This window comes from Streptomyces sp. NPDC046335, assembly GCF_055587985.1.
This window is the reverse complement of record NZ_JBVJFF010000007.1, coordinates 311,698-324,394: the sequence shown is the minus strand read 5'-3', so window position 1 is coordinate 324,394 and position 12,697 is coordinate 311,698. Positions and strand designations below refer to the sequence as shown.

Annotated in this window: 15 protein-coding genes and 7 tRNA genes; 9 read left to right on the top strand and 13 right to left on the bottom strand. The window is 72.0% G+C overall.

The genetic code is table 11. The features are described 5' to 3' along the window. Positions 1-153 precede the first annotated feature (153 nt). The gene (locus ACZ6JY_RS19485) at positions 154-1,377 is read right to left on the bottom strand and encodes a hypothetical protein (RefSeq protein WP_469197354.1); all 1,224 of its coding nucleotides are present in this window, start codon (positions 1,375-1,377) and stop codon (positions 154-156) included. Further along, positions 1,374-1,961 (bottom strand): DUF4365 domain-containing protein, encoded by a 588-nt coding sequence (locus tag ACZ6JY_RS19480; protein ID WP_469197217.1) that lies wholly within the window; start codon positions 1,959-1,961, stop codon positions 1,374-1,376. Before ACZ6JY_RS19480 ends, ACZ6JY_RS19485 begins: the two co-directional genes overlap by 4 nt. 168 nt (positions 1,962-2,129) lie before the next feature. Between ACZ6JY_RS19480 and ACZ6JY_RS19475 the strand changes: the two genes are divergently transcribed. After that, positions 2,130-2,855 (top strand): exonuclease domain-containing protein, encoded by a 726-nt coding sequence (locus ACZ6JY_RS19475; protein ID WP_469197216.1) that lies wholly within the window; start codon positions 2,130-2,132, stop codon positions 2,853-2,855. A gap of 76 nt (positions 2,856-2,931) precedes the next feature. Here the strand turns inward: ACZ6JY_RS19475 and ACZ6JY_RS19470 are convergent. From ACZ6JY_RS19470 to ACZ6JY_RS19455, 4 genes are all read right to left on the bottom strand, one after another. After that, a tRNA-Val gene (locus tag ACZ6JY_RS19470) sits at positions 2,932-3,003 on the bottom strand. Positions 3,004-3,118: 115 nt separating this feature from the next. Beyond that, entirely contained in the window at positions 3,119-3,574 is a 456-nt protein-coding gene (locus ACZ6JY_RS19465; RefSeq protein WP_469197215.1) for an SRPBCC family protein, read from the bottom strand. A 251-nt stretch (positions 3,575-3,825) separates the two neighbouring features. After that, positions 3,826-3,897: transfer RNA gene (locus tag ACZ6JY_RS19460), tRNA-Val, on the bottom strand. Between the two features lie 66 nt (positions 3,898-3,963). After that, positions 3,964-4,398, bottom strand: coding sequence for a TIGR02611 family protein (locus ACZ6JY_RS19455; RefSeq protein WP_469197214.1), 435 nt, complete (start codon positions 4,396-4,398; stop codon positions 3,964-3,966). A gap of 191 nt (positions 4,399-4,589) precedes the next feature. Between ACZ6JY_RS19455 and ACZ6JY_RS19450 the strand changes: the two genes are divergently transcribed. Both ACZ6JY_RS19450 and ACZ6JY_RS19445 read left to right on the top strand, forming a co-directional pair. Next, a complete protein-coding gene (locus ACZ6JY_RS19450) occupies positions 4,590-5,003 on the top strand; it encodes an SsgA family sporulation/cell division regulator (RefSeq protein ID WP_003959770.1) in 414 nt (137 codons plus the stop codon). 216 nt (positions 5,004-5,219) lie between these two features. Further along, positions 5,220-5,777, top strand: coding sequence for a CGNR zinc finger domain-containing protein (locus ACZ6JY_RS19445; protein ID WP_469197213.1), 558 nt, complete (start codon positions 5,220-5,222; stop codon positions 5,775-5,777). 9 nt (positions 5,778-5,786) lie between these two features. Here ACZ6JY_RS19445 and ACZ6JY_RS19440 read toward each other — a convergent pair whose 3' ends face one another. Together ACZ6JY_RS19440 and ACZ6JY_RS19435 are read right to left on the bottom strand one after the other, a co-directional pair. Beyond that, positions 5,787-5,975 carry a hypothetical protein gene (locus tag ACZ6JY_RS19440; protein ID WP_469197212.1) on the bottom strand — a complete coding sequence of 63 codons (189 nt, stop codon included), beginning with the start codon at positions 5,973-5,975 and terminating at the stop codon, positions 5,787-5,789. A 216-nt stretch (positions 5,976-6,191) separates the two neighbouring features. After that, positions 6,192-6,638, bottom strand: coding sequence for a hypothetical protein (locus ACZ6JY_RS19435; protein ID WP_469197211.1), 447 nt, complete (start codon positions 6,636-6,638; stop codon positions 6,192-6,194). Between the two features lie 186 nt (positions 6,639-6,824). Between ACZ6JY_RS19435 and ACZ6JY_RS19430 the strand changes: the two genes are divergently transcribed. Next, a complete protein-coding gene (locus tag ACZ6JY_RS19430; RefSeq protein ID WP_469197210.1) occupies positions 6,825-7,340 on the top strand; it encodes a DsbA family protein in 516 nt (171 codons plus the stop codon). A gap of 35 nt (positions 7,341-7,375) precedes the next feature. On the opposite strand, the gene ACZ6JY_RS19425 is transcribed toward ACZ6JY_RS19430, so the two are convergent. The 3 genes from ACZ6JY_RS19425 to ACZ6JY_RS19415 all read right to left on the bottom strand — a co-directional run bounded on the left by ACZ6JY_RS19425 (position 7,376) and on the right by ACZ6JY_RS19415 (position 10,202). Continuing rightward, complete coding sequence (locus tag ACZ6JY_RS19425; protein WP_469197209.1) at positions 7,376-8,200, bottom strand: GNAT family N-acetyltransferase; 825 nt, start codon at positions 8,198-8,200, stop codon at positions 7,376-7,378. Between the two features lie 116 nt (positions 8,201-8,316). Beyond that, the gene (locus ACZ6JY_RS19420; protein ID WP_469197208.1) at positions 8,317-9,138 is read right to left on the bottom strand and encodes an aminotransferase class IV; all 822 of its coding nucleotides are present in this window, start codon (positions 9,136-9,138) and stop codon (positions 8,317-8,319) included. Next, positions 9,135-10,202 carry a chorismate-binding protein gene (locus tag ACZ6JY_RS19415; RefSeq protein WP_469197207.1) on the bottom strand — a complete coding sequence of 356 codons (1,068 nt, stop codon included), beginning with the start codon at positions 10,200-10,202 and terminating at the stop codon, positions 9,135-9,137. Before ACZ6JY_RS19415 ends, ACZ6JY_RS19420 begins: the two co-directional genes overlap by 4 nt. A 145-nt stretch (positions 10,203-10,347) precedes the next feature. Here ACZ6JY_RS19415 and ACZ6JY_RS19410 point away from each other — a divergent pair. The 5 genes from ACZ6JY_RS19410 to ACZ6JY_RS19390 all read left to right on the top strand — a co-directional run bounded on the left by ACZ6JY_RS19410 (position 10,348) and on the right by ACZ6JY_RS19390 (position 10,870). Further along, positions 10,348-10,420, top strand: a tRNA-Gly gene (locus ACZ6JY_RS19410). Positions 10,421-10,459: 39 nt separating this feature from the next. Further along, positions 10,460-10,533: transfer RNA gene (locus ACZ6JY_RS19405), tRNA-Cys, on the top strand. A 1-nt stretch (position 10,534) separates the two neighbouring features. Then, positions 10,535-10,606 (top strand) — tRNA-Val (locus ACZ6JY_RS19400). Between the two features lie 57 nt (positions 10,607-10,663). Continuing rightward, positions 10,664-10,735: transfer RNA gene (locus ACZ6JY_RS19395), tRNA-Val, on the top strand. A 60-nt stretch (positions 10,736-10,795) separates the two neighbouring features. Continuing rightward, positions 10,796-10,870 (top strand) — tRNA-Val (locus ACZ6JY_RS19390). Positions 10,871-10,994: 124 nt separating this feature from the next. Here the strand turns inward: ACZ6JY_RS19390 and ACZ6JY_RS19385 are convergent. Both ACZ6JY_RS19385 and ACZ6JY_RS19380 read right to left on the bottom strand, forming a co-directional pair. Next, positions 10,995-11,318: a TFIIB-type zinc ribbon-containing protein gene (locus ACZ6JY_RS19385; protein ID WP_469197206.1), complete on the bottom strand. Its 324-nt coding sequence runs from the start codon at positions 11,316-11,318 to the stop codon at positions 10,995-10,997. A 69-nt stretch (positions 11,319-11,387) separates the two neighbouring features. Then, a complete protein-coding gene (locus ACZ6JY_RS19380; protein WP_469197205.1) occupies positions 11,388-12,353 on the bottom strand; it encodes a phosphotransferase in 966 nt (321 codons plus the stop codon). Between the last annotated feature and the right edge of the window lie 344 nt (positions 12,354-12,697).

Sequence of the window (12,697 nt, the reverse complement as noted above, 5' to 3'; positions counted from 1 at the left end):
GCGCGCGCAATAGGGATCGTACCGAGCCCGGGGCTTCCCCCGCGAAACGGATCTCCCCGCCCGCCCGGAAGCGACCCCTCCGCCCCCTGGTGCGGGGCGACTGTTCCCCGGCGACGCACACCGCGCAGACCTCACTCCATCACCGCGCACGCCTCACTCCGTCCCGCACGCCTCCTCGAAGAAGTCGATGTTCTCCTGGAGCGACTTCATCAGCCGGTCCCGCTCCGCCTCGTCCACCTGCACCGGCGCCACGCCGCTCGCCCCGGTCAGCCGGCGGAAGCCGCCCCGGCTCTCCAGGCGTCCGCGCACCTGGATCGGCAGCCCCACCAGATGGGCCTGGACGGCCACGAGGTACGACTCCTCGTCCAGGACCATCCGCACCTGCGGGACGTCCGCCCCGGCGATCACCCTGACCCGGACGGTGCCCGGCCCGCGCGGCGACGAGCGCCGCATCCGCACCACGGCCCCGGTGAGGTGAACCGGCACCGACGGCTCGCCCCGCAGATAGCGGGCGCTCGCCGCCCGCAGCGCCGCCAGGTCGCCGGGCGAGAACTCCACGGGCTCCGCGTGCGCCGCGCACCCTTCGGGCACCCCCGCGCCCGGCGCCCACTCCACCGCGACGCGCGCCCCCTCCGTGCCGTGCACCAGCGCCACGATCGCCTCGGTCAGCTCATGGCTCGCACCCGCCTCGACCGCCCCGTCGAAGGCGTCCATGCCACCGGTGGCGCGCTGGAAGTCGACGGCCTCGCGGACCGCGTACAGCGCCTGATGGAGCCGGACGGCGAGCGGCCGCCCGGTACCGACCGGCAGATACGCGGTCAGCCTGCGGCCGCCGGGCGCGGGCCCGACCAGCACGTTCTCCAGGGCGGTCGCGGCGGCCCCGCGGTGCCGCGCCCCGTGGTACCCGGCGCGAGCGCGCGCGGCGAGCGCTCCGGCGAGCAGTGTCTGCCGGGCCGCCGAGCGCAGTCGCTCCTCGGCCGGCCAGGTCGCGGCGCCCGCGGGCCCCTCCGGTACGTCACGCCACCAGTGGATCTCGTCGCTGGGCACGGCGAGAGCGACGAGGACGTCACGGGCGGTCGGCGAAGCGCTGCGGGAGAGCGCGACGAGGGCCTCGCCGATGAGGTCCTCGCAGTCGGGGAAGGCCCGGCTCTCGGGGACGAGCAGGCTGGTGCCGCCGCCACCGGGTCCCGGGGGCGTCCAGCGGGCGTAGCGGCCGGGGGTTCCGCCGCGCCGGTGCCAGCCGTGCCGGGCGAGCAGCGCGCCGAGCACCGCGGGGTCGACGAGGCCGGGCTCGGGCGGCTCCGGCCACAGGCCGGCGGCGGGCACCGGGTGGGGGCGGGCCGGTGGCAGGGGCTCTTCGTGGGGGCGGTGCATCAGGGTCTCCCTCCCCTTCCCACCCGCGTCATGATCTCGCAGAGCGCGCGGTCGTCGAAGATCCGCGAGGTGGGGACGCGCACGGTGGTCCTGCGCCTGCCGGTCACGGGATGCCCGGCGAGGTTGGTCCAGTAGCAGCAGTGCCGCAGGTCGAGCCGGTCGTGACCGGCCCGCAGCCAGTCGTCCCGGGACCTGGGCACGATCATCACGACAAGGATCTTGTGCACCGAGACCGGCGTACGCGCCAGCTTCTCCAGGTGCGCGTTGTCGAGCGTGAAGGAGAAGGCGGGCCGCGTGGACCCGTCGTCCGGGGGCACCGGGACCGGCGGTATCTGGTACGTGCACTTGAGCTGGACCTTGATGGTGACCTCGTCGTCGACCGTGTGCCCGGGGGCGCTGTGGCTGACGTGCCAGTCGATGCCGTTGTCCGGAAAGGGCTGGGAGAGCGAGCATCCCGCGGCCGCCGCGACGGCGTGCAGGTAGCCCACCTGAAGTGTCTCCATACAGGCGGTGGTGGCGAGTGTGCCGCGCGGCGGTGCGATCCGCTCGGGCAGCAGCCCACCCTGTTCGGGCTGCGCGAGCGCCATGTCCAACAGGCCTTCCGCAAAAGGACGGTTCCCAGCGCGGGCCGTCATGTCAAGGGCCCCGCACCTCTGTTGTCTCCGGCCCGCGTACGGCGCAAACGGCCCGGGTATCACCGGTGTGGGCGGAGGACCGACGTCATCTGCCGGAACTGAGCGAGGAGTTGCACGACCATGACGTGCTGGTACGAGGGGCCCTTGGCCGCATTCGACACGGAGACCACGGGCGTCGACGTCGAGACCGACCGCATAGTGTCGGCCGCCGTCGTCGTCCAGCAGGGCGCGGGCACCAGGCCGCGCATCAGCCGCTGGCTGGTCAACCCGGGCGTTCCGGTGCCCGAGGAGGCCACCGCGGTCCACGGACTGACGGAGGATCACCTTCAGCGCACCGGCCGCTGGCCGGCGCCGGTGATGGAGGAGATCGCGCGCGATCTGGCCGAGCAGGGCGCCGCCGGCCGGCCGATCGTAGTGATGAACGCGCCGTTCGACCTGACGATGCTCGACCGTGAGCTGCGCAGGCACCGCGCGTCGTCGCTCGGCCGCTACATGGAGGGCTCCGCCCTCTGCGTGATCGATCCACGGGTCCTGGACAAGCACCTGGACCGCTACCGCAAGGGCCGCCGTACGCTCACCGACCTGTGCGAGCAGTACGAGGTGGAGCTGTCCGAGGCCCATGACGCGGCGGCGGACGCCCAGGCGGCCCTCGACGTCGTACGGGCGATAGGGCGCCGCTTCGCGTCCCGCCTGGAACGCCTCTCGCCGGCCGAGCTGCACACGCTCCAGGCGGTCTGGCACGCGGCGCAGGCGCGGGGGCTACAGGCGTGGTTCGCGAAGAGCGGCACACCGGAGACGGTGGACCCGGCGTGGCCGCTGCGGCCCGAACTGCGGGCCGCCGCCTGACCGTCGGCGGTCACGCGCGCCACTAGCAGGGCAAAGAAAAAACCGGTCCGTCTGCTGACGGACCGGCGTTCTCCGGTGGGCGATACTGGGTTCGAACCAGTGACCTCTTCGGTGTGAACGAAGCGCTCTCCCACTGAGCTAATCGCCCGGGAACGCACTGAACAATACAGGTCCCGGCGCCCTTCCTTCAAACCGTCTTCCCCCCGCTCCCGCCGCGGCCACCGAGCGACCGGCCACGACCGGCCCAGAGCGGCCACGAGCGGCTACGAGCGGTCCCTGGCGGCGAGATGGGCGACGAGCCCACGCCGTCCCGCCCGCATCATCAGGGCGTGGTTGACGACGAAGAACGGCCGGCCGGGCACGGCCAGGCGCCGCATGAGCGGCCTGCGCACCTCGACCTCCTGGTCGTAGACGGCGCGCGTCCCCGCGGGCGCGGCCCCGACCGTCCAGCGCGCCCACCCGTCCAGATCGCCGGTCATCCGTATCTCAAGAATCCCGGCGCCGGGATCACGCCGGGCCTCCCGCGCGCCGACGACCAAGTCGTACGGGAGGAAGGACCGGAAGCGGGCGACGCCGCTGCGGCCGTCGGCCGACGTCACCTCGCGCACCTGGGGCCACCACAGCGGATAGTCCCGCACCCGCTCAAAAGCCGCGTAGACGTCATCGGGGGCCGCGGGGAGGTCCCAGCGGGTGTGGAAGCGGTAACGGCACCAGTCCATGGTCCGAGTCTGCCCGCAGGGGGCGCAGATGCAGCCCTCGGGGAGCCGCTGATTCTCGCCATCGGCGCCGCGTATGAGCAACGGCCGCGCGGCGCGCGGGGGTTCCGGAATGTGCTGAACCGAATGCGGTGAAAGCCGGACAGCCGCGCGTATGTGGACCCGCGCGTATGTGGACCCGTCAATTCCCTTGGCTCATAAGTGAATACGAGAACGGCCCGGAGGCTGAAAAGCCTCCGGGCCGTAATCCGGGGTGGGCGATACTGGGTTCGAACCAGTGACCTCTTCGGTGTGAACGAAGCGCTCTCCCACTGAGCTAATCGCCCCGGGCGCATGGAGAACATTACCGCATGTCAGCGGGTGCCTCCGACCGCCCCGGAGTCACCCGTGGGTCACTCCTTGATCTTCCACGGCATCGTGATGCCGAACTTCCAGACGTACACGGCGACGAGCACCGCGATGATGACCAGGCCGATCGTCGTCAGAATGATGTTCCGACGGCGCACCTTGGGGTCGAGCGCACGCTGTGCCGCCTCGGTGACCTTGCGTTTCGTCCAGCGCAGCACCAGCTGGGCCCAGACGAACTCGGTCGCCCAGATCGCCATGCCACCGAAGATCACCAGCCAGCCGGGGCCGGGGAGGGGCAGCATGATGATGCCCGCGACGACCACCGCCAGCCCCACGATGAAGACGCCCACCTGCCAGCTCAGGTGCAGCACCCTGCGCGACTGGACGTACTGCGGCGCACGGGACCCGAGGGGCGGCTCCGCGGCCACCCCGTCGACCGGTTCCGCGACCTCCGGCGGTTCGTTACTCCCCGTATTCATACGGCCAAACCCTACCGGATGGAAACCCGTCACCGGAATGGCCGCATGGTCAAGAGAGACAACCCGCCAAAAGAGCTACCTAAAGACACGCAAAACACTCAGAGGGGTTTACAACGGCACCGTAGGTGGCATGTCGATTTCGCCGACGTGCGAATCCCCGAGCGCACACTGAGCGAAAGGCCCTGGCGCTTATGAACACCACGGTCAGCTGCGAGCTGCACCTGCGCCTCGTTGTGTCGAGCGAGTCCTCACTGCCTGTTCCCGCAGGACTGCGGTATGACACGGCCGATCCCTATGCCGTGCACGCCACCTTCCACACCGGAGCCGAGGAGACGGTCGAGTGGGTATTCGCCCGCGATCTCCTCGCCGAGGGCCTGCACCGGCCCACCGGTACCGGCGACGTCCGAGTCTGGCCGTCCCGGAGCCACGGTCAGGGCGTCGTATGCATCGCCCTGAGCTCCCCGGAGGGCGAGGCTCTGCTCGAGGCCCCGGCGCGGGCCCTGGAGTCCTTCCTGAAGCGAACCGACGCGGCCGTGCCCCCCGGTACGGAGCACCGCCACTTCGATCTCGACACCGAGCTCTCTCACATCCTGGCGGAAAGTTAACCGCGCCAGGAGCGTCGGGATCCCCTCACGCCGTCCGACTCGGGGCGACGGCGCGAATGGTCACGGCGCGAGACGCTCGCCGCAGAGAAACAGACACGGGCGCCGTCGCCGCGGAGATTCTCCGCTGTGACGGCGCCGCTGTCTTCGCCTGGGATACCGCTAGCATCGGCCAGCATCGGCGGGCACCGGCCCGACCCCCAGGCCAGGGAGCGAATCGTGCTGATCACCCACGACACCCGGTGTTCTCTCGACGCGGTGGTCGATCTGGTGAACACCGCACCGGAGGAGGACGGCGCCGACGGGCTCGCGGACGTGGCGGCGCTCGGTGACTTCGCGCGGAGCCACGAGGTGAGCGATGTCGGGGTGCTCACCGAAGGGGACCTCGCCGATGTGCACCGGGTCCGCGGCCGCTTCGCCGAGGTCTTCGCCAACCCGGAGCCGAAGACCGCCTCCCGCATCATCAACGAGCTCATCGCGGCGGCGGGCACCACGCCCCGCCTCACCGACCACGACGGCTACGACTGGCACATCCATTACTTCGCGCCCGGCGCCTCCATCGCCGACCACCTGGCCGCCGACTGTGGCATGGCCCTGGCCTTCTTCGTGGTCGCCGGGGAACAGGACCGGCTGCGGCGCTGCGAGGCACCGGACTGCCGGCGCGCCTTCGCCGACCTCTCGCGCAACCGGTCCCGGCGCTACTGCGACAGCCGCACCTGCGGCAACCGCCTGCATGTCGCCGCCTACCGCGCCCGCCGCAAGGAAGCCGCGGGCTGAGCGGAGCCGTCAGAGCAGCAGCAGGTCGTGCAGCGACGCCAGCAGGATCAGGGTGCTGATCACGGTCAGGAAGATCATCAGGGGCGGTTGGGAGAGGGCGAAGAGACAGCCTCGCCGCTCCTCGTCGTCCGGCGGGGCGTTGTCCGGCGGGGCGTCGTCCGGCGGGGCGGTGCCGCCCTCATTGGTGGTGTCCAGCATCTCGTCGTGATGATGACGCAGCCGGACGGCGGCGGATGACCAAGGAGCCCGGCCGTCAGGCTTTCGCGCCATCTTTCGCGGGCCGGCGAAAGGCCAGCGTCAGGCACGATCCGCCCGGAGCACGGGGCCCTGCCACCGCACGGCGCGGCGGCGCCGCCCGCACTCGAACGAGTGAGCGTCACGGCCCCGAAGCGCAGACGGTTGTTGACGGAAGCGTCAGATGCCGTGCTTCTTCAATATCGCCTCGATGTCGCTGAAGTCCTCCGTGGGTGCGGCGGAGCGGGGCTTCGCGGCGGGCTTGGCGGCGGCCGGGCGGGCGCTCTGCCCCAGCGAGGGCGCCGAGGCCGCGGGGGCCACCGCCTCGCGCTGGGCCGCCTTCGCGGCCTTGCGCTCCTTGCGGGTGCCTCCGGAGCGGCGCTCGACCGCGCGCGTCCCGAGGAAGATCAGCCAGGCCGCCCCGAGTACGCCGAAGCCGACCCACGCCTTGAGGCTGAACGCGGTGTCGGCCGCCCAGCCCACGACACCCGTCAGCACGAGCCCCACCGGCACCAGTGAGTACGCCGCGAGGCGGGCGGCGGCCAGGAAACGCTTGCGGTAGGCCGTGACCGCGGCGATGCCGAGGCCGGCCGCGGACACGGCGGAACAGATGGTCTCGGCAATCATCCGGCCCTCCAGGCATACAGACGTACGTCGTACATGGCTCTGTCGTCCCCTCCATCCTGCACCGTGAGGGCACCGCGGAGCCACGTCCGGAACGGACTTCAGGGACATCTCCGGGTCATCTCAGGGTCCGGCCTCGTCCCCAGGTCCCGGTTGGGGCGTCCTCCCACGTGCTGAAAGACTGGGACCATGACTGACTCCACCCCCGCGCGCCCCGTCGTCATCGACGTCTGGTGCGAGCTGCAGTGCCCCGACTGCCGTACCGCCCTGGACGACGTGCGCGCCCTGCGCGCCCGCTACGGCGACCGCGTCGAGCTGCGTCTGCGCCACTTCCCCCTGGAGAAGCACAAGCACTCCTTCGCCGCCGCGCAGGCCGCCGAGGAGGCCTTCGAGCAGGGCAAGGGCTGGCCGTACGTGGAGGCCGTGCTCGGCCGGGTCGAGGAGCTGGACCGCTCGGGCGAGCCCTTCCTGGTGGCGAGCGCCCGGGAACTGGACCTGGACGCCGAGGAGTTCGACACCGCCCTCGTCGACGGCCGGCACATCCTGATCGTCGACGCCGACCAGGCCGAGGGCAAGGCGATCGGCGTCACCGGCACGCCCACGTACGTCGTCGGCGGTGAGCGTCTCGACGGCGGCAAGAGCCAGGACGGCCTGCGCGAGCGCGTCGAGAAGATCGTCGACGGCCTGCTGGCGGCCGAGGACTGACCCCGGCCACCCCGGCCCCGCCGAAGCGCCGGACGCTAGAGCAGGGGCTTGTAGAGATGGTACGAGAGCGGTTCGTAGCCGAGTGACTCGTACAGGCGCAGGGCCGGGGTGTTCCCCGCGAAGACGTTGAGGCCGAGGCGGTCCCTGCCCGCTGCCCGGGTCTGCGCCTCGGCCACGAGCATCAGTGAGCGGCCGTGGCCACGCCCGCGGTGCCGCTCCTCGACCTCGACGTCGAAGACGAACCCCCTGTCGTCGTTGATCTTGAGCCAGAGGTTGCCGACACTCTCCCCCTGGTCGGTCAGCACGCTCATCAGGACGTCGGGGGTGGCGAGGCCCTGCGGCAGGTTGTTCGTGTGGTCCGCCTCGGACTTGGCGCGGGCCTCGGCCTCCGGCACGCCGCGCTCGATCCAGGTGCGGGCGTACGACAGCTTGGCCTCCGCCAGCCATGCCGCGTACTCGTCCTCGGTCATCGGCCGCCACCGCACGCCCTCGGGCAGCGCGGCCGGCTCGGCCTCCAGGCGTTTGGCCATGGCGCGGTTGCGCTCCACGTATCCGAGCGCGGTGGCGAGGCGCAGCGCCTCCGCCGACTCGGCGGGGACGGCGGCCTCCATGCGACGGCAGCCCCAGCCGCGCGCCACCTCCTCGGCGGCCAGCGCCGCCACGGTGCCGCGGCCGCGTCCGCGGTCGGGCCCGTCGATGCGCAGTTCGACGACCCGGCAGACCTCCGGCCCGAAGACGTCGTGGGTGGCGAGGGCTATGGAGCCCACGGGACGGCTGTTCACACAGACGTCGAACGTGCGCGCCTTGGAACCGTCGGCGCTCAGGTGAAGCGGCCCGGTCGGCCGCAGGGTCGTGGTCATCACAGGTGTTCTACCCACCCCACGGCCACCTCGTCACCAGGGTTTCTCCCGGTCGTACCCCGACATGGTCCCGTTGTTCCCCGACATGGCCCGGTTGTCCCCGAAATGGTCCGGCCTCACGGGTCGAGGTCGTCGGCCGCCCGTTCGTCGAAGGTCCGCATCGCCTTGGCGGTCACGGGCCCGGGCGCCGCGGGCAGTTGGCGTTCGTCCACGCGGTGGACGCCCTGCACGTCGCGGAGCGTCGACGTCAGGAAGACCTCGTCGGCACGGTCGAGGACGTCCATCGGCAGGTCGGTCTCCTTGGCGCCCGTCCACTCGACGGCGAGCTCGCGCGTGATGCCCGCGAGACAGCCGGAGGCCACCGGCGGGGTGTGGATCTCGCCGTCGAGCACCACGAAGACGTTGGTCCCCGTGCCCTCGCAGAGCTGCCCGACCGTGTTCGGGAACAGCGCCTCGGAAGCGCCCTGTTCGCGGGCGCGAGCCAGGGCGACGACGTTCTCCGCGTACGAAGTGGTCTTCAGGCCGGTCAGCGCCCCGCGTTCGTTGCGGGTCCACGGCACGGTGATCACCGCGGTGGAGTCGGGGCGCCGCTGGGCCTCGCCGAGTGCCACGACGAGCGTGGTGCCCTCGTCGCCGCGGTCCGAGCCGAGCGGTGAGAGGCCGCCGGTGAAGGTGATCCGCAGCCGTCCCAGCGGGAGCGGGTTGGCCTCCAGGACCGCGGCGCAGGCGCGGCGCACCTCGTCGAGGTCCGGCTCGGGCAGCCCGAGACCGCGCGCCGAGCGGGCGAGCCGGGCCAGGTGGCGGGTCAGAGCGAAGGACCGGCCCTGGACCGACTTCACCGTCTCGAAGACGCCGTCGCCGACCGTGAGGCCGTGGTCGAACACGGAGACACGGGCGGACTCGGCGTCCTGCAGCCCGCCGTCGAGCCAGATCTTCACGTTGGGTTTCCTCCACTCGCTTCGTACGCCCCCGACGCTACCGCCAGCAGCCGTGCGGCCTTCAGCTCGGTCTCCCGCCACTCCCCCTCGGGGTCGGAACCCCAGGTGATGCCCGCTCCCGTGCCGAAGCGCAGCATGCCTTCGGACCGGTCGATCCAGAAGGTGCGGATGCCGACCGCCAGCTCGCCCGTGCCCCGGTCGGCGTCGACCCAGCCGATGCCGCCGCAGTAGGGGCCGCGGGGCGCGGTCTCCAGCTCCTCGATGATCCGCAGGGCGCTGGACTTCGGGGCGCCCGTGACGGAGCCGGGCGGGAACGTTCCGTCGAGCAGCTCCGGCCAGCCCGCGTCCGGGCGCAGCTCGCCGTGGACGGTGGAGACGAGGTGGACGAGGCCGGGGTGCTTCTCGACCACGCAGAGGTCGGGGACGGTCACGGACCCGGTGGCGCAGACGCGCCCGAGGTCGTTGCGGACGAGGTCCACGATCATGACGTTCTCGGCGTAGTCCTTCTCCAGGAGGTCCGCCTCGGTCCTTCCTGTGCCCTTGATGGGGCCGGACTCCACGGCACGGCCCTCGCGGCGCAGGTAGAGCTCCGGCGAGGCGGTGGCCGCCTCCACGCCGTGCTCGGGCAGGCGAATCGTTCCCGCATAGGGAGCGGGGTTCCCGCGCGCGAGGAGGGCGGTCAGGGCGTCGACATCGGCGTCGGCCGGGACGGGCGCGGACAGGACGCGGCAGAGGTTCGCCTGGTAGACCTCGCCGGCCGCGATGTACTCCCGTATCCGCCGCACGCCCTCGGTGTACGCGGCGCGGTCGAGGGACGACGTCCAGTCACCGGTGGCCGGTCCGCGCCACTTGCCCGGGACGGGCGCGGGCACGGGCTCTTCGCGTACGTCGTCGAAGCGTGCGCAGGTCAGGCCGCCCTCGAAGTCGGCGGTCACCGCCCAGAAGCCGGTGGAGTCCAGGGCTGCGGGGTCGCTGGTCACGTCACGCAGACCGGTGGCCACACGGCCACCGAAGCGCGCCAGCGGAGGGAGCGTCGAAGACGACGTCGGAGCGGGGTTGTGCACGGCTGCGAGTCTATGGCCGGTGCCCGGGGCGCGCCCCGGGCCGATGACAGCGCAGCACGCTGCGCAAACGCGTTTTTGTACTGGCCCAGGAATCCGCTAGAGTTCAACACGTCGCCGGGACGCGCAAGCGGGCCGGGAAAGACAAGCGGACGTAGCTCAGTTGGTAGAGCGCAACCTTGCCAAGGTTGAGGTCGCCAGTTCGAACCTGGTCGTCCGCTCGCAGGAAGAGGGGGATCTTCCCGAACCCCCGCACTCCTGGTGGAGTGGCCGAGAGGCGAGGCAACGGCCTGCAAAGCCGTCTACACGGGTTCAAATCCCGTCTCCACCTCCAAGGACGATTAGCTCAGCGGGAGAGCGCTTCCCTGACACGGAAGAGGTCACTGGTTCAATCCCAGTATCGTCCACTGGATCTTGGTGAAGGCCGATGGGATCGTGATGATCGGCTTCATGGAGATCGTCCCGCGCGATTAGCTCAGCGGGAGAGCGCTTCCCTGACACGGAAGAGGTCACTGGTTCAATCCCAGTATCGCGCACGCAGTACGCAGCGGAAGCCGGAGACGGCGGACGCCGTGCGCAGCACACGCAGGTCACCCGCGCGATTAGCTCAGCGGGAGAGCGCTTCCCTGACACGGAAGAGGTCACTGGTTCAATCCCAGTATCGCGCACCACCCACGAAGCCCCCGGCCGTCTCCACGGCCGGGGGCTTCGTCGTGTCCGTCGCTCAGGACGTATCCGTCGCTCAGGACGTATCCGTCGCTCAGAACGAGTCCGTCGCTCAGGACGTATCCGCGCTCAGGACGAGAAGAGCATGTGACCGAAGCTCTTGTGCCGCTTGTGGTGGCCGTGGTGACCGCCGTGGCCGCCGTGCGGGGCGCCCCAGGCGGGGGCCGGGGCCGCGGGGTAGGCCTGCTGCGGGGCGACCGGGGGCGCGGGGTAGGCCTGCTGCGGGGGCGCGGGGGGCGGCGGAGCCTGCTGGCCCCACTGGGTCTCCAGGCGGGTCAGGGACTCGAGCTCGCCGTAGTCGAGGAAGATGCCGCGGCAGCCGTTGCACTGCTCGATCTGGACGCCATTGCGGTTGTACGTGTGCATCGGTGCGTGACACTTGGGGCACTGCATGGACGGCTCAACTCCTCGCCGGTGGTGACTGTTTCGCCGGACCTCTTCCCGGCTTCGGTGCGTTGCACCCTACTTCGTCACACCCGGGGCCAACTCCGGCGGGACCGCCGTCACTCCGGCCATCCGGTCGCAGGCGTCGACCAGGGACTGCTCGATCTCGTCCAGTGGGCGACCTGCGGCGACGGCCTTGGCGATCGCCAGGGCCGCGGTCTGCGCGGTCAGGGCACGGGCCGGGACGTCGAGCACCGGCCAGGGGTCGGCGCCGCCCGCCGGGAGCGCGTGGCCTCCCGCGTGGCGGTAGGTCTCCAGGAAGCGGGTCCACTCCTCGGGGGAGAGCAGCCCGCAGGCGTACCAGGCCGCCGGGCGGGCCAGGTCCCAGGCCGGATCGCCCGTGCCGAGGTCGTCGACGTCGATGAGCCGCCAGCCGCGGCTCTCGGTGCGTACGAGCTGGCCGAGGTGCAGGTCCCCGTGGCACAGCCGCCGGCGTCCCGACGGGGCGGGGGCCTCGCCGCGGGCCCATGCCGGCAGGGCCGCCCAGGCGCGCAGGACCGGGGGCGCGGCGGGATGCGGGCCCGCGGCGCGGAGCCGGGCCATGGCGCGGGCGGCCTTGGCGGGGCCGCGCATCGCAGGGAGCGGCTGGGGCAGCGCCGCCGGGTCGGTGGCGTGCAGCCCCGCGAGGAGCGTGGCGGCGGCCTCCCAGGGGGCGGCGTCGGGGGCCTCGCGGTCCACGGGGGTGCCGTGCGGCCAGAACGTGACGAGGCGGCCGTGCAGGACGGCGGGCGCCTCGCGCAGGGGCGGCAGGAGCAGCTCGGGAAGGCGGGCGGCCACGCCGAGACGCATGGCCAGTTCCCGCCGGTCCGTGCCGGGTGCGTGGGCCTTGGCGACCACGTCTCCGTGCCGTACGACTTGGGCGTCGTCCCGGTCGGCGAGCACGGCGTCACCGGCTCCGCCGACACCACAGGGACACGCCCCACCGGCCGGATGAGCCGCACTCCGGGCCTCGGAGGCGAGCGCGGGCAACAGGGCGGTGGTCACGAGGGTCGAGCGTATGCGGTGGGGGGTGCGGGGTGGCGACGGGGCGGCAGGCTTACGGGCCGGGGGGCGACCGGCGTTCGTGGGCGTGCGGTGGCCTGCGGGGAGGGCGGACACCGGCGCCAGCCCGGCTGGAGCGGCTGGAGCGGCTGGACGGACGGGACCGGGCGGGCGGACTGGACTGGCTGGGCCGGCCGAACCGGCTGGACCGGCTGGACCGGCTGGACCGGCTGGACCGGCTGGACCGGCTGGAGGGACTAGGCCGGGCGGACGGGCTGGACGGACTGAACCAGCTGCCCCGGCTACCCGGACTGGACCGGCCGGACGGACTAGGCCGACTGGGCGCA